Annotated in this window: 25 protein-coding genes and 1 tRNA gene; 11 read left to right on the plus strand and 15 right to left on the minus strand. The window is 69.2% G+C overall.

Features of this window, described 5'->3' with window-relative positions; genetic code table 11:
* The first annotated feature begins 12 nt into the window (after positions 1-12).
* The 3 genes from FCN18_RS01805 (at position 13) to FCN18_RS38970 (ending at position 530) form a co-directional block, all read left to right on the plus strand.
* Entirely contained in the window at positions 13-204 is a 192-nt protein-coding gene (locus FCN18_RS01805) for a DLW-39 family protein (RefSeq protein ID WP_110334286.1), read from the plus strand.
* 32 nt (positions 205-236) lie between these two features.
* Positions 237-309: transfer RNA gene (locus FCN18_RS01810), tRNA-Ala, on the plus strand.
* Positions 310-380: 71 nt separating this feature from the next.
* On the plus strand, positions 381-530 hold the full coding sequence (locus tag FCN18_RS38970; protein WP_158303023.1) for a hypothetical protein: 150 nt from the start codon (positions 381-383) through the stop codon (positions 528-530).
* 6 nt (positions 531-536) lie between these two features.
* Here the strand turns inward: FCN18_RS38970 and FCN18_RS01815 are convergent, their stop codons facing one another.
* The 3 genes from FCN18_RS01815 to FCN18_RS01825 form a co-directional block, all read right to left on the minus strand.
* Entirely contained in the window at positions 537-1,127 is a 591-nt protein-coding gene (locus FCN18_RS01815; protein ID WP_228713571.1) for a GNAT family N-acetyltransferase, read from the minus strand.
* Positions 1,124-1,723, minus strand: a complete 600-nt coding sequence (locus FCN18_RS01820; protein WP_137092928.1) for a TetR/AcrR family transcriptional regulator — start codon at positions 1,721-1,723, stop codon at positions 1,124-1,126. Before FCN18_RS01820 ends, FCN18_RS01815 begins: the two co-directional genes overlap by 4 nt.
* A 251-nt stretch (positions 1,724-1,974) precedes the next feature.
* Positions 1,975-2,322: a DoxX family protein gene (locus FCN18_RS01825; RefSeq protein WP_112265902.1), complete on the minus strand. Its 348-nt coding sequence runs from the start codon at positions 2,320-2,322 to the stop codon at positions 1,975-1,977.
* Between the two features lie 291 nt (positions 2,323-2,613).
* Between FCN18_RS01825 and FCN18_RS01830 the strand changes: the two genes are divergently transcribed.
* Positions 2,614-3,204, plus strand: coding sequence for a DUF308 domain-containing protein (locus tag FCN18_RS01830; protein ID WP_137092930.1), 591 nt, complete (start codon positions 2,614-2,616; stop codon positions 3,202-3,204).
* On the opposite strand, the gene FCN18_RS01835 is transcribed toward FCN18_RS01830, so the two are convergent.
* The 3 genes from FCN18_RS01835 to FCN18_RS01845 are packed head-to-tail and all read right to left on the minus strand — an operon-like array spanning position 3,196 to position 5,149.
* Complete coding sequence (locus FCN18_RS01835) at positions 3,196-3,432, minus strand: helix-turn-helix transcriptional regulator (RefSeq protein WP_110334291.1); 237 nt, start codon at positions 3,430-3,432, stop codon at positions 3,196-3,198. The two genes, FCN18_RS01830 and FCN18_RS01835, sit on opposite strands and share 9 nt — an antisense overlap.
* On the minus strand, positions 3,432-4,283 hold the full coding sequence (locus FCN18_RS01840) for an ABC transporter permease (RefSeq protein ID WP_112265906.1): 852 nt from the start codon (positions 4,281-4,283) through the stop codon (positions 3,432-3,434). The genes FCN18_RS01835 and FCN18_RS01840 overlap by 1 nt, the downstream gene beginning before the upstream one ends.
* Entirely contained in the window at positions 4,280-5,149 is an 870-nt protein-coding gene (locus FCN18_RS01845) for an ABC transporter ATP-binding protein (RefSeq protein ID WP_137092932.1), read from the minus strand. The genes FCN18_RS01840 and FCN18_RS01845 overlap by 4 nt, the downstream gene beginning before the upstream one ends.
* Before the next feature lie 211 nt (positions 5,150-5,360).
* On the opposite strand from FCN18_RS01845, the gene FCN18_RS01850 reads away from it, so the two are divergent.
* Both FCN18_RS01850 and FCN18_RS01855 read left to right on the plus strand, forming a co-directional pair.
* Entirely contained in the window at positions 5,361-5,891 is a 531-nt protein-coding gene (locus FCN18_RS01850) for a DUF2020 domain-containing protein (RefSeq protein ID WP_113640958.1), read from the plus strand.
* 185 nt (positions 5,892-6,076) lie between these two features.
* Positions 6,077-6,523 (plus strand): DUF6918 family protein, encoded by a 447-nt coding sequence (locus tag FCN18_RS01855; RefSeq protein WP_112265912.1) that lies wholly within the window; start codon positions 6,077-6,079, stop codon positions 6,521-6,523.
* Positions 6,524-6,589: 66 nt separating this feature from the next.
* On the opposite strand, the gene FCN18_RS01860 is transcribed toward FCN18_RS01855, so the two are convergent.
* Positions 6,590-7,306 (minus strand): hypothetical protein, encoded by a 717-nt coding sequence (locus FCN18_RS01860; protein ID WP_112266743.1) that lies wholly within the window; start codon positions 7,304-7,306, stop codon positions 6,590-6,592.
* Positions 7,307-7,395: 89 nt separating this feature from the next.
* Here FCN18_RS01860 and FCN18_RS01865 point away from each other — a divergent pair, with 89 nt between their 5' ends.
* Positions 7,396-7,953, plus strand: coding sequence for a peptidylprolyl isomerase (locus tag FCN18_RS01865; RefSeq protein ID WP_112265914.1), 558 nt, complete (start codon positions 7,396-7,398; stop codon positions 7,951-7,953).
* Between the two features lie 47 nt (positions 7,954-8,000).
* Positions 8,001-8,948, plus strand: coding sequence for a rhomboid family intramembrane serine protease (locus tag FCN18_RS01870; RefSeq protein ID WP_112265916.1), 948 nt, complete (start codon positions 8,001-8,003; stop codon positions 8,946-8,948).
* A 1-nt stretch (position 8,949) separates the two neighbouring features.
* Here the strand turns inward: FCN18_RS01870 and FCN18_RS01875 are convergent, their stop codons facing one another.
* Both FCN18_RS01875 and crgA read right to left on the minus strand, forming a co-directional pair.
* Complete coding sequence (locus FCN18_RS01875) at positions 8,950-9,363, minus strand: PH domain-containing protein (RefSeq protein WP_113640961.1); 414 nt, start codon at positions 9,361-9,363, stop codon at positions 8,950-8,952.
* 79 nt (positions 9,364-9,442) lie between these two features.
* The gene (gene crgA / locus FCN18_RS01880) at positions 9,443-9,709 is read right to left on the minus strand and encodes a cell division protein CrgA (protein WP_137092934.1); all 267 of its coding nucleotides are present in this window, start codon (positions 9,707-9,709) and stop codon (positions 9,443-9,445) included.
* Positions 9,710-9,844: 135 nt separating this feature from the next.
* Here crgA and FCN18_RS01885 point away from each other — a divergent pair, with 135 nt between their 5' ends.
* Genes FCN18_RS01885 through FCN18_RS01890 form a run of 3 tightly spaced genes read left to right on the plus strand, consistent with a single transcriptional unit; the run spans position 9,845 to position 11,651 of the window.
* Positions 9,845-10,825 (plus strand): class E sortase, encoded by a 981-nt coding sequence (locus tag FCN18_RS01885; protein ID WP_137092936.1) that lies wholly within the window; start codon positions 9,845-9,847, stop codon positions 10,823-10,825.
* Positions 10,825-10,986, plus strand: a complete 162-nt coding sequence (locus FCN18_RS39435; protein ID WP_170200493.1) for a hypothetical protein — start codon at positions 10,825-10,827, stop codon at positions 10,984-10,986. The genes FCN18_RS01885 and FCN18_RS39435 overlap by 1 nt, the downstream gene beginning before the upstream one ends.
* A 23-nt stretch (positions 10,987-11,009) precedes the next feature.
* On the plus strand, positions 11,010-11,651 hold the full coding sequence (locus tag FCN18_RS01890) for an aminodeoxychorismate/anthranilate synthase component II (RefSeq protein ID WP_137092938.1): 642 nt from the start codon (positions 11,010-11,012) through the stop codon (positions 11,649-11,651).
* Positions 11,652-11,774: 123 nt separating this feature from the next.
* Here FCN18_RS01890 and pknB read toward each other — a convergent pair whose 3' ends face one another.
* The 6 genes from pknB to FCN18_RS01920 all read right to left on the minus strand — a co-directional run bounded on the left by pknB (position 11,775) and on the right by FCN18_RS01920 (position 19,943).
* On the minus strand, positions 11,775-13,754 hold the full coding sequence (gene pknB / locus FCN18_RS01895; RefSeq protein ID WP_112265926.1) for a Stk1 family PASTA domain-containing Ser/Thr kinase: 1,980 nt from the start codon (positions 13,752-13,754) through the stop codon (positions 11,775-11,777).
* A 75-nt stretch (positions 13,755-13,829) separates the two neighbouring features.
* Complete coding sequence (locus FCN18_RS01900) at positions 13,830-15,059, minus strand: serine/threonine-protein kinase (RefSeq protein WP_112265928.1); 1,230 nt, start codon at positions 15,057-15,059, stop codon at positions 13,830-13,832.
* 3 nt (positions 15,060-15,062) lie between these two features.
* The gene (locus FCN18_RS01905) at positions 15,063-16,532 is read right to left on the minus strand and encodes a peptidoglycan D,D-transpeptidase FtsI family protein (protein ID WP_112265930.1); all 1,470 of its coding nucleotides are present in this window, start codon (positions 16,530-16,532) and stop codon (positions 15,063-15,065) included.
* Complete coding sequence (locus tag FCN18_RS01910) at positions 16,529-18,037, minus strand: FtsW/RodA/SpoVE family cell cycle protein (protein WP_112265932.1); 1,509 nt, start codon at positions 18,035-18,037, stop codon at positions 16,529-16,531. Before FCN18_RS01910 ends, FCN18_RS01905 begins: the two co-directional genes overlap by 4 nt.
* A complete protein-coding gene (locus FCN18_RS01915; protein WP_112265934.1) occupies positions 18,037-19,473 on the minus strand; it encodes a PP2C family protein-serine/threonine phosphatase in 1,437 nt (478 codons plus the stop codon). The genes FCN18_RS01910 and FCN18_RS01915 overlap by 1 nt, the downstream gene beginning before the upstream one ends.
* Complete coding sequence (locus FCN18_RS01920) at positions 19,470-19,943, minus strand: FHA domain-containing protein FhaB/FipA (protein ID WP_112265936.1); 474 nt, start codon at positions 19,941-19,943, stop codon at positions 19,470-19,472. The genes FCN18_RS01915 and FCN18_RS01920 overlap by 4 nt, the downstream gene beginning before the upstream one ends.
* Between the last annotated feature and the right edge of the window lie 89 nt (positions 19,944-20,032).

Below are 20,032 nucleotides of genomic sequence, written 5' to 3' on the forward strand. Positions count from 1 at the left end.
AGGGCCATCACCGTGAAGAAGCTGTTGGCACTCGCGGTTGTCGCGGGCGGCGTGTTTTTCGTGATCAAGCGCAACAAGGACGCCAAGGCAGAGGCGGACCTGTGGCGCGAAGCGACTGCGCCGACCGAGCGTCCGCTGAACGGAGTGTCGCCCAACGGCAGCGCCCCGGCCAAGGCGGGCTCGGACTCCGCGAGCAAGAACTGACTTGTCCCGTGGACCTCACCGGTCCACGGTCAGGGGCTGTAGCTCAATTGGTAGAGCGCCGCTTTTGCAAGGCGGAGGTCAGGGGTTCGATTCCCCTCAGCTCCACATAGTTTGAACAGGCGTTTCAGTGATAATCCCGCCCGATTCTTCGGTGTGATGCGACCCCGGAGGGCGATTTGGACGAGGCAGTGACGCGCGGGCGGCGCCCCCTGAACGGCAACCCGCTCGCGCTCCTCTCTTCGGACCTCGGATCGGTGCTCGCCCAGCACTCCGAAGGGGAGCCAGAGGCTGCCGCCTACCTGGTGTGGCTGCGCACCATCCGGTGAGCTCTATCACTCGACATCGAGGCGCATCGAGACGTACGCCTCGAACCCCGCCCGCGCGGCGTGCTTCTGTGGGCGCCTGCGGTACTCGGTGAACCCGAGTTTCCGGTAGAGGCCGAGCGCAGGCGTGTTGTTGTCCTTGATCTCCTCCAGCACGAAGGCGCGGAAGCCCGGCACCGCGATGAGATGTCGCAGGAGGACGGTCGCCACCCCGCGTCCCTGGTATTCGGGAGCGGTGGCGACGAAGCCGATCTCCGCCACATCGTCGGTCACGCCCTCGGACACGCCCATGAACTGGTTCCGCACCACGAAGTAGCAGACGGTTCCGCGCAGCAGCCCGAGGTGCCTGCGAAACGGTGCCCACTTGGGTGCGAAGCACTGCTCCGTTCCGGAGGTGAGGGTCGCGACCGCCGCGGGGTTGCCGTCGACGCACGCGACGTGGAACCGGTCGAGCAGCAGCATGTGGGCGAACGCGTCGGCGAGCGGGCCGGGATCCTTGGAGAAGAAGGAGAAGTCCTCGGCGAACCCGTGGACGAGTACCTCCGTTATCCGCCGCCGCATCGGCTCCCCGAGCTCGTCACCCCGGCTCACCGTGATCACCGCGGTCCTCCGTTCAGCAGGTGCAGCACCGTCGCCGGATCCGGCACGGCGGCGGCGCCGATCGCCATGCGCATCGTCACGGCGCCGGACAGCAAAGAGAGCAGCACCACGGCGACAGCCTTGGCGTCTCCTGTCGTGCAGTGCCCGTCCTGTTGCGCCCGCGAGATCGCGGCCTCCAGCGACCGCCGGAAGGCGAGATGGCTGGCGAGCAGCCGCTCGCGTGCGCCTGCCGGTTCGTCGCTGAGGAAAGCCTGGTTGACGACCGTCGAGAACTCGGCCGCGCCGCCGTCGGCAGCGATCTCGCCGAGGTAGCGCTCCACGAACCGGCCAAGGGACGCATGACCGTCAGCCGTGGCGAGCTCGCCCGCAACCTCGTCCAGACCCGCTGCAGCGCGGTCGAGCACGTCGGCGAACAACTCGTCCTTCGTGGCGTAGTGCCGGTAGATGAGTCCGACGCTGATTCCTGCCTCACGGGCGATGTCACGCATGCTCGCGGCGGCGTAACCGCGGCGGGCGAACACCCGCACCGCGTGGGTGAGCACGGCCTCCCGGCTCGCGCTGCGCAGCGCCTCGTTCTGCTGGTCCGACCTCGGCACAGAGCCTCTCCCTTTTGAATGAACCTATGTTCACTCTACACGAGACGGTCCTGTACGCTGACGCGCAGGCCGTGGGAGGAGGCTCCTTCCGCGAGGCGAAGGGTGATCCGGGCGGCACGGCCGTGCACTGGAACTTGCCGGGCGGTGCCACTGGCCTGCGGTTCCCTGGTCGGATGCGGCCTCGCTCGGCACCGCCGCCGGTCCAACCTTCGTGGTCTCGACTGACCCGCTCGTGCTGCGGTTCGGGTCGGTCAGGCGGCGAAGCCCAACACCAGCGAACCGATCACCGGTGCCACGTAGACCAGCGGGAACGGGATGTGCGAGAACCAGCGCGCCCTGGCTACCGTGATCACCGCGCCGGTGAAGTACAGCACCAGGCCGATGCCTGCGGCGACGCCGATCGCGGGCACGAACAGCCCGATCACCAGACCGAGCGCGCCCGCGGCCTTGGCTGTGCCGAGCCACGGCCACCACGAGCGCGGGACCCGGTACTCGGTCAGCGGCTCCACCACCCACTTGGCGTGGAAGAAGACGGAACCGGCCGAGAAGGCCGCCAGTGCTGCTGCGACGACGGTGACGACGATGTGTGCGGTGAACATCCGGACTCTCCCAACGGGTCGTGGTGCCTTGTCACCGTCTCGACCCGCCGGAGTTCTCGGATGTGACCGGTCAGGGGTTTTGCCGCAGGGCGCCCGAGAGTTCGGCGGGCACCGGGCCGCGTTGAGCCAGGTCAGGCCCGTTCGACCCGGTCCCGCTGGTAGCCGGCGTGGGTGCCTCGCGGACACGTCGCGAACTTGTTTCACCCTGCGAGCCGAGCGAACGGGTGACCGCGCTGGCGACCTGCCGGTTTCGGGCCTAGCGTCGCGGCCATCGACGGCAGGAGGGGCGCCATGGCCACGACGGACACGTACCGGGCGTTCGGGATCACCTTCGCGGGCGAGCTGGCTGAGGAGGTCCGCCGGATCTCGAGGCGGTGGTGGCTGATCGCTTTGCTGGGCCTCGCCACCGTGGTGCTGGCGATCCTGCTGCTCGCCAACCTCGCCACGGCCGTCGGCGTGCTGACCGTGCTGGTGGCGATCGCACTGCTCGTCGAGGGCGTCGACGACCTCGTGATGGCGGGCAGGCACCGCGTGCGTTGGCCCTCCTACGTGATCGGTGCACTGTGGATCATCGTCGGCATCGTCGCGCTCGTGTGGCCCGGCATATCGCTGCTGGCGCTCGCCGTCGTGGTCGGCGTCGGCTTCGTGGTGGCGGGCGTCGGGCAGATCGGCGCGGCACTCACGTGGCGGCGCGGGCTGCCGATGTGGGGGCTGTGGCTCACGCTCGGCATCCTCACGCTCCTCATCGGCGTGATCGCGCTCGTCTGGCCGGGCCTGACGATCCTCACGCTCGCGATCTGGCTCGGCATCGGCCTGCTGCTGCGTGGCCTCGGCACTCTGTGGTTCAGCCTGCAGCTGCGCAAGGCGGCCGTTTCACGCTGAGCGCTCGGCACCGATCCTCGGGAACGGGTGGATCGAGAACAGCACCTCCACCGGCACCTCGAAGTACTCCGCCATGCGCAGCGCGAGGTACAGGCTCGGGCTGTACTCGCCGCGCTCGAGGTAGCCCACCGTCTGGTAGTGCACCCCGAGCGCCTCGGCGAGCTGCCGCCTGCTGACCCCGCGTTCCGCGCGGAGCACCGCGATGCGGTTGTAGATGGTCTCGCTCATCACGCGATCCTCTGCAATGCCTTCTCCCTGCGTGCCGCCACGCTCGAACCGGACTCCCTGCGTGCCATCCGGCGCAACACCATGGGTGCCACAACCAATCCGATCACAGCCCACACCCCGAGCACACCGGCGGTCTCCCAGTGCCGCCACGACTCGCTGATCTCCACGGCCTGCATGCCGTCCGGCAGTAGCGCGGAGCGCATGCCGAGGCCGAGCCAGTAGATGGGGAACACCTGCGCGATCCACTGCAGCCACTCGGGGAACCCGGTGATGGGGTAGAAGATCCCCGAAATCGCCACCAGGCCCATGATGGGCAACATCACCGCGCCGAGGTTGCGGGCATTGGGGAACAGCGAGCCGACGATCGCGCCGAGCGGCATGGTCGCGACGAGCCCGAGCACCAGCACCCACAGCAGGGTCAGCCATGCGCCGACGTCGCCGAGGTCGAGGCCGGCGAACAGGAAAACGCCGGGGACGAGCACGATGGCGACGTTGATGAGCGCCGTTCCCGAGATCATCACGATCTTGCCGACGAGATAGCCGAGCATGCCGCCGGGCACGGCTTTCGCCCGCAGGAGCGTCCCGTCCTCGCGTTCGATGGTGAGGATCTGGGCGAGGTTGACCAGGCTGCTGAACGCGACGCTGACGCCGAGCACGCTCGGCAGCGTCATCGTGCCGCGCGAGAACTCCGTGCCGGGAATCGTCGAGCCGCGCATCAGCGTCATGACGACGAGCAGCGCGACCGCGGGGAACAGGTATCCCCACAGGTCCTGGAAGTTGGTGAACGTCTGGCGCAGTTCGATCCGCCCGCGCCTGATCCCCGCCCTGATCGCGGCCGCTGTCGGGTTCATCGGTTCCTCTTCTCGAAAGACCGGGCGGCGGCCTCCTGGTCGCCTGCTTCGAAGTCCCGCACGAGTGCCAGGTAGGTGTCCTCGAGCGACGCCCTGCGCACCTCGAGGTCGGCGATCTCCTGGCCGTACTGGGCGAAAAGCTGTCGGACGAAGCCGGTCGCGTCGCTCGTGGAGTGCACGAACAGGTCGCCGTCGCGGCTCCACCGCACCTCGGCCTCGGTGGCCATCCGCCGGGAGAGCGCGTCGGCCGAGCCGTCGGCGATGATCGTTCCGCCCGCGAGCACGAGGATGCGGTCGGCGAGCTTCTCCGCCTCGTCCAGGTCGTGTGTGGTCAGCAGGATCGTGGTGTCGTCCAAATCGGACAGCCGGTGGACAAGGTCGTGGAACTCCCTGCGGGCGTGGGGATCGAAGCCGGCCGTCGGCTCGTCGAGGAAAAGCAGCTCCGGCCTGCCCACGATGCCGATCGCGACGTCGAGCCTGCGGCGCTGCCCGCCGGAGAGCTGGCTCGCCTTCTTGTGCGCATGCTCGGTGAGACCCACCGCGGCGACGAGCTGGTCGACGTTCCAAGGCTTGCCGTATGGCTCGTAGTAGGTGCCGAGGTGCTGCAGGAGTTCCCGCACGCGCCACTTGCTGTGGTCGCGCCACGACTGCAGCACCACGCCGATCCGTGCGCGCCAGGCCTCGTCGCCTGCCGCCGGGTCGGTGCCGAGGACGCTGACCTCACCGGCCGAACGCATGCGGAAGCCTTCGAGTATCTCGATGGTCGTGGTCTTGCCCGCGCCGTTGGGCCCGAGCAGCGCGAGCACCTCGCCCCGGTTGGCGTGGAAGGTGACCCCGCGCAGCACGTCCACCGTGCCGTAGCGCATGCGCAGGTCACGGACGTCGAGCGCGCGTTCGGCTCCGGGTTCGGTGTGCGGTGTGCGGTGTGCGGTGTGGGCACACTCAGCTCGCCCACGGACATATTGGTACCCCCAATGATCCAAGTCTTCTGTTGTTCGATAGCAGACATACTACATATGAACGCACTCCTGTGGCAGGGGATTCACGTGCGGTCTGGTCTGGTTCACTGTCCGACCTATGCGAAGACTGCTTTTGCTCGGCGCCGTGGCCGCGGCTCTGACCGGCTGCTCCGGCACGGGTTCCGGCGACGGGGGACAGTCGTCGGAGCCGGTGCCGTCCCCGGCGCCCACCTCGGCTCAGTTGCCCCCGGAGCCCGAGCCGGTGGCCGACGGGCCATGCCCGTACCTGGACACCGACGAGGTCGCGCAGACCAACGGGCAGCAGGTGGACCAGGTTCGCGTCTCGGCGGAGCAGCCGCACCCCTCGTGCTTCTTCTACCGCCCGGACGGCGAGATCCAACTCACGGTCCGTGTCTATTCCGGTGACCCGAAAATGGCGGTCGGTCTGGTCGACAAGGCCGCTCCGGTCGACACCTCGAACCCGGCTTCGCAGCCACCTGGCTGGGAGGGCGGGTACGAGGCGGCTGAGGAAGGCGCCGTCTACGCGGTGGCGAAGGGTGGCGATGCCGTCATCGTGACGACGAACCAGCAACAGAGCGTGAAAGCTCGGGAGATCGCCACGCAGGCGATTTCCGGACTCGGGTTCTGAGAGTGATCGTCGGATACCACTGCGTGCAGGCGAAGTTGATCTTGTACTAGTCTTGCGCGCACGCGCAGGCACCCAGGGACCGGCGCCTCTTCCGGTGTACCCCCGAAAGGACCATCGGAGGGTGCGGACGGCCCCCTGCGAAACTCCAAAATCGTTGATCTCGAAGTGACGAAGGATAGGAATCCGTGGCTAGCACTCTCAAGGAAGCCCTGCTCGACTCCAGCCGTCGGCCGACCGTCGTGACCGAACTGCAGACCCTGATCGACGAGGAGGTGTCGGAGAAGGGCGGTGTTTCCGGCGCTGTCGTGAAGACCGGCTACGCGGCCGTCAAGAAGATCAAGCCGGGCATCATCGGCTCCGCCGTGGACAGCCTGCTCGACGACTTCGTCGTGGCCCTCGAGCCGTTCTATGCCGACTTCCAGTCCAAGGGTGGCGGCGACTTCGGCGCCTACCTGCCGACGCGGTCGAGCGAGGCCGCCGACGCGCTGCTGTCGGTCACCGACGCGCGTGCCGAGAAGAGCAGCCGCGACAGCATCAAGAAGGTCTACGGCAAGCTCCGCCCCAAGGGCAAGGAGAACGTCGAGGAGGCCCTGCCGCGCCTCGGCCAGCTGATCAACAAGCACGCTTCCTGACGCGAGCGCGTACGAACGAGGCCCCCTCCGCGCGGAGGGGGCCTCGTCGTGTTCGTACCCAGTTGGTCAGGACTTCTTCTGCTGCTGCGCGCTGGACGACGCCTGGCCGTTGCGCTGCGCGGCGGTCTTGGCGCCGGAGGGCGACTCCGACTTCGCGGCCGACGGCTTGGCCGGGCCGGGCTTCTCCTCCGTCGCGTTGGCGGACGGGGCCGGCTTCGGCGCGTCGGTGCTGCGCGGCGGCGCGGGCGCGACCGGCGGCTCCGGCTTCGAGCGCAGCGCGTAGGCCACGGCCGCCCCCACCGCGGCGAAGCCGATCAGCCACGGCAGCTTCCTGCGCTTCTTCTTCTCGCCGCTGGCGGCGACCTTCGCCTCCGCCATGGCTGCCTTGAAGTCCTTCTTCGCGTTCTTGAAGTCCTTCTTGGCCTTCCGCTTGGACTGGCCTGCCGACTTCGCGGCCTGGATCGCGGCCTTCTTGGCCTTGCGACCCGGCGCGCGCAGCTCCTCGCGGCGCTCGGCCGCGATCTTGCGAGCCTGCTTGGCGCTCTTCGCCACGTCCTTGCGGGTCCGCTTGGCCTGGGCGGCCAGCTTCTTGCGGGTGCGGCGAGAGGTCTTCGCGAACTCCTTGCGCGCTGCCTCGGTGCCCTCGGTCAGCCTGTGCTCGGCCACCTGTGCGGCGTGCGCCGCCGCCTCTGCGCTGACCTTGCCCACGTCGAGAGCCCGTTTTCTCAGGTTGCGCGAGCCGTTCTTGACGGACTCACCCGCCGTTTCCGCGGTTCGAGCCATCGCCTTCACCTCGTCAATCGTTGGTTTTCCGGTGTTGCGCTTGTTACCCATCCTGCCCCTTTCCGGCCGATCTCGCCGCAGATGGCACGATGAATCGCGTGACTGCGAGCAACCAAGCCCCGGCGGGAGCCAACATGAAGGCCACTCTGCACACGAACCGAGGCGACATCGTGATCAGCCTCTTCCCTGATCACGCGCCCAAGACCGTCGCCAACTTCGTCGGCCTCGCGGACGGCACCAAGGAGTACACGCAGCCCAACGCCAAGGGCGAGAAGTCGGGCCCGTTCTACGACGGCGCGATCTTCCACCGCGTGATCGACGGCTTCATGATCCAGGGTGGTGACCCCACGGGCACCGGTCGTGGCGGCCCCGGCTACAAGTTCGGCGACGAGTTCCACCCGGAGCTGCAGTTCAGCAAGCCGTACCTGCTGGCCATGGCCAACGCGGGACCGGGAACCAACGGCTCCCAGTTCTTCATCACGGTCGCGCCGACACCGCACCTGAACTTCAAGCACACGATCTTCGGTGAGGTCGCCGACCAGCCCTCGCGCGACGTCGTGGACACGATCGCGCGCACCGCGACGGGCCCGGCCGACAAGCCGCTGGAGGACGTCGTCATCGAGCGTGTCTCCGTCGAGCAGGGCTGACGGCCGCACGCTGACGGGGTGGGAAAACGGGTAGGTTGGACAGCACTGTGAGCCAACCTCCGTACCCGCCCCAGTACGGGCAGCCGTCCCAGCAGGAGGCGCTGCCCGGATGCTGGTGGCATCCCAACCGGCAGACCGGTCTGCGCTGTGTCAGGTGCAACCGGCCTGCCTGCCCGGACTGCCTGCGTGAGGCGTCCGTCGGCTACCAGTGCGTCGACTGTGTGCAGGCAGGGCAGCAGCAACAGCGCGCCAAGGCCACGCAGTACCGCAGGGCAGGCTACGGCGCCCGCACCGTCGCGGGCGCCCGCGTGTCCCAGCGGGCCGTGGTGACGCCGCTGCTCATCGCGATCAACGTGCTCGTCTACGTGGTCACGGTGGTGCAGGCCGGCGGCGACCCGATGAACAACAACGACGCGCCGCTGTTCGCCGACGGGGTGCTGTGGCCCATCGGCATCGTCGCGGGAGACGAGTGGTGGCGCCTGCTCACCAGTGGGTTCCTGCACTACGGGCTGCTCCACATCGCGATGAACATGCTCGCGCTGTGGGTGCTCGGCCGGGACCTGGAGGTCCTGCTCGGCAAGGTGCGTTTCCTCGCCGTGTACTTCGTGTCGATGCTCGGCGGCGCTGCGGCGGTGTTCGCCTTCGGCGAGACCAACACGGGCACGGCGGGCGCCTCGGGCGCCATCTACGGGCTGATGGGCGCGATCCTGATCGCCGTGCTGCGGCTCCGGCTCAATCCCACGTCGGCCATCGGCATCATCGTGCTGAACATCGTGCTGAGCGTGTCGATCCCCGGGATCTCGCTGCTCGGCCATGTCGGCGGGCTCGTGGTCGGCGCGCTGGCGATGATCGCGATGGTCTACGCGCCGGAGAAGCAGCGCACGGCCTACCAGGTCGGCACGATCGTGGTGCTCACGGCTGCGCTGATCGGTCTGCTGGTGTACCGCGACTCACAGCTCTCCTCGGAGCTGTGCGCGCTGTACCGCGTCTGCTAGGTCAAGCGGGCCGGAGGGCCAGCAGCTCGTCGTGCACGTCGCGCGGGTCGGCGCCCAGCTCCAGCCAGCCGAGCACCACCAGTTCATCGCTCTCCAGCTCCAGCACCGCCACGTCGCGCCCCAGCCTGCGGGTGGTGGCGAGCCGAAGCTCCACCTCGTTCCAGTCGAGCCGCCTCGTGCCGCCGAGGGTGCGCACGCGAAGGCCCCACGCGTCGGCGGCGAGCCGGGGGCGCACGAACGTTCCGTGTGCCGCGCCGACGGCCAGTGCGGCCGTGCCGACGCCGAGCAGCACGGCGCCCGGCCGGTCGCCGGTGAGCGCGAAAACGGCGGTGGCCCCGCCCGCGAGGACGGCCAGCAGCCAGCCGACCGCTACCAGACCCGTGCTCGGCGCCCATCTAGGGGTGGAGTTATCCACAGGGGTTATCCACACTGGGGATTAGTCACACTGTTGTAATTCGCTGTCAAGCGGCCGTTCGGCTGAGCCGTACCGGCCGTCAGCGCCAGCGCATCGTCATCAGCAGACCGCTGATCATGAGCGCGAAGCCGATGGCGAAGTTCCAGTTGCCCAGCTCGAGCATGAACGACAGCTTGTCGCCCGCGAGGTAGTTGACCACGAGCCAGGCGAGACCGAGGAGCATCAAGCCGAACATCACGATCTTGTAGATCAGCGGCGAAGGACCGGCTGCGCGCACCTTCACCGGCGTGCGGCGATCGGCAGGCGGGGTATACGCCGTCTTCTTGCGGACCTTGGACTTGGGCATGGGAGTCCTCGCGTGGCTGTCGGGCAAATCCGCGGCAGAACGCAACTGCCGCCACCTGAACACGTTAACGTAATCGAGCAGGCGCTAGAACCGGGGAGCGAGCGCCGGACCAGCAGATCGCGATGAGGAGCTCGCTTGTCGAGGTACGAGGAGCCGGAGACGCGGGAGATCCCGATCCCGGACTTCAGCCGCCGCCCCGCCGGTCCACCGAGGCGGCCGCGACAGCAACAACCGCCCCAGCGCCCGCCGCGGCGCCCGGACTCGAACCACCGCCAGCCACCGCCCACACGGCCGCCAGCGCCGCCCGCGAAGTCGGAGGGCGGCGGCTCGGCAGGCCGCACCATCGTGCGCACGTTCGGCGAGGTCCTGATCACGCTCGGCGTGGTGGTGCTGCTGTTCGTCGTCTACGAGCTGTACGTGACCAACTGGATGTCCGGCAAGCTCCAGGACCAGGCCAGCGCCGATCTCGACGCCGAGTGGGCGAACGAGCGGGAGCTGCACGCCGAGCCGCTCGACGGCAAGGCGTTCGCCCGCATCTACATCCCGTCGTTCGGAGCCGACTGGAACTTCACCGTCCAGCAGGGCGTGGACTCCGAGACGCTGGAGATCGGGCCAGGGCACTACAAGACCACGGCGATGCCGGGCGAGCCGGGCAACATGGGCGTCGCCGGGCACCGGGTGGGCAAGGGCGCCCCCTTCAACGACCTCGACCTGCTGAACTCGTGCGACGCGATCGTGATCGAGACGGCCGACAGCTTCTACGTCTACCGCGTGCTGCCGATGGCCGACGAGGCCGCGGGCTGGGCCGAGGGCAAGGGCCGTGACCCGAAGTGCGCGAACGTCGCCCCGTTGCGCGACCGGGACGGCGCCTACGCCGAGACGGTGGGCCGCGTGATCGTCACTCCTGGCCGAGGCGATGCCGTGGCGCCCGTGCCGTACCAGCCCGCCGACGTGCTGCCCAAGGCGTCGCAGGCGGCCCTGCTCACGCTCACCACGTGTCATCCGCGGTTCTCCGACCGGGAGCGCATGATCATCCACTCGGTGCTGACCAACCAGCTCAAGAAGCAGCCAGGGGCGGGCTACGACGATCTGCTCGCCGAGATCGGGGAGGCCTGATGTACGGCTGGATCTGGCGACACCTGCCCGGCCCGCTGGCCGTGCGCGTCCTGACCGCCGCCGTGCTCGTGCTCGGCGTCGTGGCGCTGCTGATGTTCGTGGTGTTCCCGTGGGCCGAGCCGATGCTGCCGTTCAACGACGTCGCCGTGGAACCCGAATGACCCGTGACCGATACGCTGGCCGTATGCGCGTACTGGTCGTCGACAACTACGACAGCTTCGTCTACAACCTGGTGCAGTACCTGGCGCAGCTCGGCGCCGACTGCACGGTGTGGCGTAACGACGTCGTCGACCTCGACGCGATCGGCGACTTCGACGCCGTGCTGGTCTCGCCGGGGCCCGGCACGCCGGAACGGGCGGGACAGAGCATCGACGTGGTGCGGCGCTGCGCCGACGAGCGCGTGCCGATGCTCGGGGTGTGCCTCGGTCACCAGGCCATCGGCGTCGCGTGGGGCGCGACCGTCGACAGGGCCCACGAGCTGCTGCACGGCAAGACCAGCCAGGTGGAGCATTCCGGCACGGGCGTCCTCGCCGGACTGCCGAGCCCGTTCACGGCCACCCGTTACCACTCGCTCACCGTGCTGCCCGAGACGATCCCCGACTCCTTCGAGGTCACCGGCCGCACGGCGTCCGGCGTGGTCATGGGCATGCGACACCGCGAGCTTCCCATCGAGGGCGTGCAGTTCCACCCCGAGTCGGTGCTCACCGAGGGCGGGCACCGAATGCTCGCCAACTGGCTGGCCTCCGCGGGCCACCCGGCGCCGGACCACGTGGTCGACCAGCTCGAACGGGCCACCCGCGCCCTGCAGAAGGCCGCCGTCGCCTGACACCGCCGGCGCCGACGACCCAGCGCAGCGGCTCGCGCCGGTGCTGCTGGTGACCCCGCTCATGACAACGGCGGTCACACTCGTGCTGAGTGCGACCGCCGTGTCGGTCAGGGTCCGCTTGGCCTAGGGAAAGCCGGGGATCCCGGGTTCGGTCTCGGTCTCCGAGGTCTCCGTCGAGCCCTCGTCGTCCTCACCGATGATCAGCGTGATGGGCTGGCTCTTCGTGATCGTCGAGCCCGCGGACGGGTTGGTGTTGACCACCTTCCCCACGTCGCTGTTGTCGTCGACCGGCTCGGTCTGCGTGGAGATGTCGCCGCTCCAGCCTGCCCGCTGCAGCTCGCGGATGGCCTGGTCCTCGGTCATGCCGGACAGGTCGGGCATCTGGATCTGCTGTCCCGAGCCGTTGGAGACGTCCAGCGTGATCGTGGTGCCGGGGGCGAACTCGCCACCGTTGGGCGTCTGGTTGACCACGATGCCGGCCTCCGAGGAGGAGTCGACGTCGTTGCGGACCACCTGGAAGCCCGCGTCCTCGAGCCCGGCCTTCGCCTTGTCGAACGGCTCACCGGTGTAGTTGGGCACAGCGATGGTCTCGGGGGCCTTGCCGATCGAGATGCGGACCGAGGAGCCCTTCTCGACCTGGTCGCCCGGGCCGGGGGTCTGGTCCACCACCTTGCCGATCATCGACTCGTCGTCGACCTCGATCTCCACCACGTTCTGGTCGAGCGTCAGCCCGACCCGCTGCAGCTCGGCCTCGGCGCCGCTGCGGTCCCGGCCCGACAGGTCGGGCACCTCCACCTGCTCCGGCGCGACGCCGACGCTCAGCACGATCTGGGTGGTGGGCGCGATGCGCTCGCTGGCGGCCGGGTTGGTGCTGATCACCTTGCCGATGTCGTCGGGCCCGCAGTTCGGCTCCTGGCCGGAGCCGTCGCGGCAGACGACGTTCTCCTGGCGGAAGTTGCTGAAGCCCTCGTCGCGCAACTGAGCCGTCGCCCGGTCGTAGGTCTGCCCCACGACGTTGGGCACGGCGCGCAGCTCGGGGTCGCTCTTGAAGGCGCCCATGATCCACGCGATGAACAGGGCCGCCGCGGCGAGCAGCACCACCAGTCCCGCGATGAGCCACCGCTTCTTGCGCTTGCGGCGGGCCTCCTCCTCGGCGTCGTAGGCGTCGGGGTCGTAGTCGTCGTAGGCGTCCGGCTGCTGGCGGGTCGCGTTGAGCACCTGGGTGCGCTCGTCGTCGGACATCACCATCGGCGCCGACGGACGCTGGCCGGACAGCGTCCGGACCAGGTCGGAGCGCATCTCGGCGGCGGACTGGTACCGGTTGGCTGCACCCTTCGACAGCGCCTTGAGCACCACGGCGTCCAGCTCGGGCGACACCGCCGGGTTGACCGCGGACGGCGGCTTCGGGTCCTCCCTGACGTGCTGGTAGGCCACCGCGACCGGGGAGTCACCCGTGAACGGCGGCTCGCCCGTGACCAGCTCGTAGAGCACGCAGCCCGCCGCGTAGACGTCACTGCGCGCGTCCACCTGCTCGCCACGCGCCTGTTCGGGGGAGAGGTACTGGGCGGTTCCGATCACGGCCGCGGTCTGGGTCATGGCGGCCTGGCCGTCGTGCACGGCGCGGGCGATACCGAAGTCCATCACCTTGACGGCGCCGTTGCGGGTGATCATCACGTTCGCCGGCTTGACGTCGCGGTGGATGATGCCGTGCCGGTGAGAGAAGTCCAGCGCGGCGCAGACGTCTGCCATGACCTCCATGGCCCGCTTCTGCGACATCGGACCCTCGGTCTTGACGATGTCGCGAAGCGTCCTGCCCTCGACGTACTCCATCACGATGTAGGGCAACGGGCCGTACTCGGTGTCGGCCTCGCCCGTGTCGTAGACGGCGACGATCGCGGGATGGTTCAGAGCGGCCGCGTTCTGCGCCTCGCGCCGGAACCGTTCCTGGAACTGGGGATCACGCGCCAGATCGGCACGCAGGATCTTCACGGCCACCTCGCGGCCGAGCCGCACGTCGTGGCCGTGATGGACCTCGGACATGCCACCGTAGCCGAGCGTGTCGCCCAGCTCATAGCGGTTCGAGAGCAGTCGGGGTGCGCTCATTGCTCGGTGCCGTTCCATTCCGTCAGTGCCTTCTCCAACGCGCGAATGCGATCACGCCTAGCTGCCATCGCCGCATCACCCGCGGTCATCCATCAGCAGCCTGCCCATCATTCGTTCCAAGCCGTCCTCTTCCGGTGAACGCTCACCGGCACCGGACCAGTTGTCCCGTATGCCCGGCGAATCGCTCTGCAGCCGGCCGGGGGTGGCCGGATCGCCGTCCTGCCGGAGCAGCACCGTCAGTAACACCGTCACCACGGCGACGAGCAGTACGAGCGCCAGCGAGAGCAGTATCCACAACCCGGCGGGCCTCCGCCGCTGTTGTGGCATGGCGTGGGGGACCGGTGCGCCGCCGGTCGGAGGGGCCACCGGCTGCATCGAGGGATGCGAACCGGGCCCGACGGGCGTGACGGGGTTCACCGGCCCCATCGGGGCCGGCTGGTATCCCGCTCCGACAAGGCCCGACGGCGTCGGCAGCGGCTGACCTGCGCGTACGGCGGCGACCGCGGCCGCGAACTCGCCGCCCGTGGCGTAGCGCTGGCGTGGGTCCTTGACGAGTGTCGCCTCGATCACAGCACGGGCGCCCGGCGGCACGTCCGGCGGCAGCGGCGGCGGCAGGTCCCTGATGTGCATCATGGCGACCGTCACGGCGTTCTCGGAGAGAAACGGCCTTCGGCCCGCGAGGCACTCGTAGCCGCACACGGCGAGCGAGTACACGTCGCTGCCCGGCTCCGCGTCGTGTCCGAGCGCCTGCTCCGGGGCGATGTAGTGCGCGGTGCCCATCACCATGCCGGAGCGGGTCACTGGCGCGGCGTGCGCCGCCTTCGCGATGCCGAAGTCGGTGAGCTTCACCGTGCCCGACGGCGTGACCAGGATGTTGCCCGGCTTGACGTCGCGGTGCACGAGCCCGCGCTCGTGCGCGGCCTGCAGCGCGTTGCCGGCCTGCTCCAGGATGTCGAGCGTGCGCTCGGCGGAGATGCGGCCCTCGCGGGCGAGGATGCCCGCCAGCGGCTCTCCCTCGACCATCTCCATGACCAGGAACGCGATGGAGTGCTCACCCGCGAGCGTCTCGCCGTAGTCGTGCACGCCCGCGATGTTCTGGTGGTTCAGCGAGGCGGTGGTCCTGGCCTCGGTGCGAAACCGGTGCAGGAACTCGGCGTCGCCCGAGAGTTCGGCCTTGAGGATCTTCACCGCGACGGTGCGGTCGAGCCGGGTGTCGCTGGCCTCCCAGACCTCGCCCATTCCTCCGACGGCGATGCGGCTGGCGAGGCGGTATCGCTCCGCGATGAGTTGCCCCGACGACAGCATCGGCTACCCACCCCCGAGGGCGGCGGCGATGGTGGACCTCGCGATCTCGGCGGCCACGGTGCCACCGGTGGCGGCGAGCCCTCGGTTACCGCCGGACTCGACGATCACGGCGACGGCGATCTGCGGGTCGTCGTGCGGCGCGAACGCGGTGTACCAGGCGTGCGGCGGCGTCGCCTTCGGGTCGGTGCCGTGCTCGGCGGTCCCCGTCTTCGAAGCGATCTTCAGCGACTCGTCCTTGCCGCCGCCGCTGGTGTTCGCCTCCGACTGGATCATCATGTCGGTCAGCGCCTGGGCGTTCTCCGCCGACATGGCGGGCTCGCCGGTGAGCTCCTCGGGGCCGAACTCCTCGATCGTCGACAGGTCGGGGGCGAGCAGCGCCTTGATGAGCTGCGGCTTCATGGCCACGCCGTCGTTGGCGACCGTCGCCGCCAGCAGCGCGTCCTGCAGCGGGGTCAGCCGGACGTCTCGCTGGCCGATGCCGCTCTGGTACAGCGCGGCCTCGCTCTCGAGGTCGCCGAGGCCGGACGGCACCACGCCCATCGGGATCGCCAGGTCGTCCATGCCGATGCCGAAGTTCGCGGCGGTGGCCTCGAGCTTCTCCTTGCCCAGCTGACCGGCGATCTCGGCGAACGCGGTGTTGCACGAATACTTCAGCGCGTCGGCCAGCGTGCTGCCGGGGCAGGTGGCGCCGCCGTAGTTCTCCAGCGTGGTGCTGGTGCCGGGCAGGGTGGTCTCGGCCGCGCTGGTGACGCCGCTGTCGGCGGTCATGCCGTTCTCCAGCGCCGCGGCGGTCGTGACGATCTTGAACGTGGAGCCGGGCGGGTACGTCTCGCGGATCGCCCTGTTCAGCATCGGGTTGGCCGGGTCCTCGGTGAACGCCGTCCACGCCTCCTGCTGCTCCTCGGCGTCGTGCGAGGCGAGCTTGCCGGGGTCGTAGGACGGCGTGGAGACCATGGCGAGGATGTCGCCGGTCTTCGGGTCCAGCGCCACGACCGAGCCCGTGTAGCCGTTCTGGACCATCGCGTTGTAGGCGGCCTCCTGCACCGAGGGCCGCACGGTGAGCCGCACGTTGCCGCCGCGCGGGTCGCGGCCGGTGATCATGTCGGAGAGCCTGCGCACGAACAGCCGCGGATCGGAGCCGTTGAGGAACTCGTCCTCGGAGCGCTCGAGGCCGCCTGCGCCGTACAGCACCGAGTAGTAGCCGGTGACCGGCGCGTACATCGGGCCGTTGAGGTACGTGCGCAGGAACTTCAGCTGGTCGTCGGTCGGCGTGACGCCGGCCAGCACCTGGCCGGCCTCCTCGGAGACGATCTTGCCGCGTTCGCGCGAGTACTCGTCGAGCAGCACCCGCGAGTTGCGGCTGTCGGTGCGGTAGTCGTCGGCCTGCACCACCTGGATGTAGGTGGCGTTGGCGAGCAGCAGCGTCACCATGACCAGCATGGCGACGCCGACCTTGCGCAGCGGTGTGTTCACGGCGTGCTCCCCCCATCGACGCCCGGCTGCGGCTGCCCCGCCGGGGGCCGCTGCACCATCACCGTGTGTGCCTCGGCCAGCGGCGCCTGCGGCTGCGGCTGCCTCGGCTTCGCGGGCTGCTGCGGGCGGCGTGCCGTGTCGCTGATCCGCAGCAGCAGCGCGACGAGGATGTAGTTCGCCAGCAGCGACGAACCACCGGCGGACAGCCACGGCGTCGTGACACCGGTCATCGGGATCAGCTTGGTGACCCCGCCGATGATCACGAAGATCTGCATGATGATCGCGAACGAGAGGCCGCCGCCGAGCAGCTTGCCGAACGTGTCCCGCACGGCCAGCGCACTGCGCATGCCGCGCATGGCGAGGATCAGGTACACCATCAGGATCGCGGCGAGCCCGACGAAGCCGAGCTCCTCGCCGAGCGCCGCGCTGATGAAGTCGGTGTTCGCCTCGGGGACGGTCTCCGGCCTGCCAGCGCCGAGGCCGGTGCCGAACACGCCGCCGGTGCCGAGCCCGAACAGGCCCTGCGCGATCTGGTAGCCACCGCCGGGTTCGTCGTACGTCGAGAGCGGGTCGATCCAGTTGGCGACGCGCTGCTGCACGTGGGTGAACAGCTGGTAGGCGATGAGCGCGCCGACGAAGAACATCGAGAGGCCGACGACCACCCAGATGATCCGCTCGGTGGCGACGTAGAGCATCACCAGCACGATGCCGAAGAACAGCAGCGCGGTGCCGAGATCGCGCTGGAAGACGAGGATGCCGAGGCAGACGACGGCGGCGATGATGATCGGTCCGAGGTCCCTTGCCCTCGGCAGCTCGATGCCCATCACCCGCTTACCCGCGGTCATGAAGAGGTCCCGCTTCGCGACGAGGAACGACGCGAAGAAGATCATCAGCAGGATCTTGGCGAACTCACCGGGCTGGATCGAGAAGCCGGGCAGCTTCAGCCACACCTTCGCGCCGTTGACCTCGGACAGCGAGCTGGGCAGCAGCGCGGGCAGCGCGAGTGCCACGATGCCGATGAGGCCGAACGTGTACGCGTAGCGCGTGAGCGTGCGGTGGTCCTTCACGACCACGAGCACGCCGAGGAAGAGGGCCAGCGCGAAGACCGTGAAAAGCACCTGCCTCGGCGCGCTGCCGGATGTCACCTCGCCGATGGCGATCGCTTCCTGCGCGTTGGCGAGGTCGATCCGGTAGATCATCACCAGGCCGAGCCCGTTGAGCAGCGCGACGCACGGCAGGATCAGCGGATCTGCGTAGGGCGCCCAGCGGCGCACCGCAAGGTGGGCGACGGCGAAGATCGCCAGGTAGGCGAGCCCGTACCAGACGATGGACCAGGACAGCTCCTGCTCCTGGTTCGCCTGTACCAGCACGAACGCCGACGTCACGATGAACGCGGCGAACGCCAGCAGCATCAGCTCCGTGCCCCGCCGCCTCGGCAGTTCGCGCGGCGGGTTCGTCGTGTACTGCTGGCCGACCGCGCCGGGGTTGCCTGCGGGTTGAGCCATCAGTTACCGCCTGGGCTGGGCGCCGGGCGGCAGTCCACCCCCGGCTCCTGCCGACCCTGTTCCGGCGTCGTCGTCTCGGTCGGCTGGTTCTCGCCACTCGGTTGGCTACCGCCCTCGGGCCGGTTCTCGCCCGTTGGCTCCGGCGCCGCGTTGCCCTGGCCGATGCCGCCGATCACGCCGCCGCCCTGGGGCTGCTCCTCGTCGCAGATCTCCAGCATGTTGTTGCGACGGAGCGTGTCGATGTAGTCCCGCGACTCGGCGAGGCCGTCGCGCTTGACGGAGTTGCGCACGGCGACGCGCGCGTCCTGCTGCAGGTCCTGCAGGCGCAGCGGCTCGCACAGCGTGGCCTCGGGAGGGCAGGAGCCCTCCGCCTCGCGGTGCAGGTCGAAGCCGAGCACGCTGCCGGGAACGCCCTGGAAGATCACGACTTCCTCGTTCGAGCCCACGCCAACGTAGTACTGCCGCATGACGAAGTAGCGGGTGGCGATCGCGGCGGCCGCGAGCAGGATCAGCGCCAGGCCGAGTGCCACGAGGAGTCTGATCCGCTTACGGCGCTTCGCTTTTGGGTTTGGTGGCGGCTCCGTCGGCTCGAGCCGCTGTGGCTGGGTGGGGGGCGGCGCGGTGAGCGCCCTGGCGCGGGCCGCGGGAGAGTCGCCCTGGTGGCCCTCGTCGCTGCCGTCGCCGGCGGCACCACCCACGATGGGAGCGTCCTCGCCGAAGTCGATGTCCACGACGTCCGCGACGATCACCGTCACGTTGTCGGTGCCGCCGCCCTTGAGGGCGAGCTCGATCATCCGGTCCGCGCACTCCTGCGGGTCCGGGATCTGCATGGCCTCCGACAGCGTCTCGTTGCTGACCATGCCCGACAGGCCGTCGGAGCACAGCAGGTAGCGGTCCCCAGCCCGTGCCTCGCGGACCGTGAAGCTCGGCTCCACCTCGTGCCCGGTGAGGGCCTTGAGCAGCAGGGACCGCTGCGGGTGGGTCGCGGCCTCGTCCTCGGTGATCCGGCCCTGCTCGAGCAGCTCGTTGACGAAGCTGTCGTCGCGGGTGATCTGCGAGAACTGACCGTTCCGCAGCAGGTAGGCACGCGAGTCGCCGACGTGCACGAGCCCGAGCCGGGAGCCGGAGAACAGCACGGCGGTGAGCGTGGTGCCCATGCCGTCGAGGTCTGGGTCGTTCGCGACGAGCTCCGAGATCGCCTGGTTGCCGTGGGTCACCGCTTCGCGGAGCTGGGTCACCAGGTCGTCGCCGGGCTCGTCGTCGTCGAGCGGGGCCAACGAGGCGATGACGACCTTGCTGGCCACCTCGCCGGCGGCGTGGCCGCCCATTCCGTCGGCCAGGGCGAGCAGGCGCGGGCCGGCGTAAACCGAGTCCTGGTTGCTCGAACGAACCAGGCCACGGTCACTGCGGGCCGCGTAGCGTAGGACGAGAGTCATGGGCGAAGCTCGATCACCGTCTTGCCTATCCGGATGGGGACGCCGAGCGGGACTCGGAGGGGTGCAGTGACCTTAGCCCGGTCGAGATAGGTGCCGTTCGTCGAGCCCAGATCTTCCACATACCACTCGTCACCGCGCAGTGAGATGCGAGCGTGCCGCGTGGAGGCGTAGTCGTCGTCCAGCACCAGTGTCGAGTCGTCAGCCCTGCCGATGAGGATCGGTTTGCCGTCCAACGCGATGCGGGTGCCCGAGAGCGCGCCGTGCGTCACGACCAGTTGCCGCGGCAGCTTCCCCCCGCGCGGCTTCTTCGGCTCTCTGCTGCTCTTGCCGCGCCGCAGGCTCGGCAGGTTGACGCGCAGCCCGGACGCCGCGTAGAGGTCCGAGCGCACCACGCGTAGCGCGGCGAACACGAACAGCCAGAGCAAGAGGAGAAAACCTGCTCTGGTGAGTTGAACGACCAGCTCTGGCACCTGTTGTGTCAGCTCCCGCCTTTTCACGCCCACCCCGTGACGAGTGCGCCACGGGTCCCCCGCATGGCCGCCATTATGCGGGACCCGCG

The sequence above is a fragment of the Prauserella endophytica genome (assembly GCF_005146945.1).
GTDB lineage: Bacteria > Actinomycetota > Actinomycetes > Mycobacteriales > Pseudonocardiaceae > Prauserella_A > Prauserella_A endophytica.

Coding starts and splice junctions, on each gene's coding strand:
- FCN18_RS01825 (WP_112265902.1), bottom strand. CDS start 2,322: ATGTTCACCGCACACATCGTCGTCACCGTCGTCGCAGCAGCACTGGCG.
- FCN18_RS01830 (WP_137092930.1), top strand. CDS start 2,614: ATGGCCACGACGGACACGTACCGGGCGTTCGGGATCACCTTCGCGGGC.
- FCN18_RS01835 (WP_110334291.1), bottom strand. CDS start 3,432: ATGAGCGAGACCATCTACAACCGCATCGCGGTGCTCCGCGCGGAACGC.
- FCN18_RS01840 (WP_112265906.1), bottom strand. CDS start 4,283: ATGAACCCGACAGCGGCCGCGATCAGGGCGGGGATCAGGCGCGGGCGG.
- FCN18_RS01845 (WP_137092932.1), bottom strand. CDS start 5,149: ATGCGCTACGGCACGGTGGACGTGCTGCGCGGGGTCACCTTCCACGCC.
- FCN18_RS01850 (WP_113640958.1), top strand. CDS start 5,361: ATGCGAAGACTGCTTTTGCTCGGCGCCGTGGCCGCGGCTCTGACCGGC.
- FCN18_RS01860 (WP_112266743.1), bottom strand. CDS start 7,306: ATGGCTCGAACCGCGGAAACGGCGGGTGAGTCCGTCAAGAACGGCTCG.
- FCN18_RS01865 (WP_112265914.1), top strand. CDS start 7,396: ATGAATCGCGTGACTGCGAGCAACCAAGCCCCGGCGGGAGCCAACATG.
- crgA (WP_137092934.1), bottom strand. CDS start 9,709: ATGCCCAAGTCCAAGGTCCGCAAGAAGACGGCGTATACCCCGCCTGCC.
- FCN18_RS39435 (WP_170200493.1), top strand. CDS start 10,825: ATGTACGGCTGGATCTGGCGACACCTGCCCGGCCCGCTGGCCGTGCGC.
- FCN18_RS01890 (WP_137092938.1), top strand. CDS start 11,010: ATGCGCGTACTGGTCGTCGACAACTACGACAGCTTCGTCTACAACCTG.
- pknB (WP_112265926.1), bottom strand. CDS start 13,754: ATGAGCGCACCCCGACTGCTCTCGAACCGCTATGAGCTGGGCGACACG.
- FCN18_RS01900 (WP_112265928.1), bottom strand. CDS start 15,059: ATGCTGTCGTCGGGGCAACTCATCGCGGAGCGATACCGCCTCGCCAGC.
- FCN18_RS01910 (WP_112265932.1), bottom strand. CDS start 18,037: ATGGCTCAACCCGCAGGCAACCCCGGCGCGGTCGGCCAGCAGTACACG.
- FCN18_RS01915 (WP_112265934.1), bottom strand. CDS start 19,473: ATGACTCTCGTCCTACGCTACGCGGCCCGCAGTGACCGTGGCCTGGTT.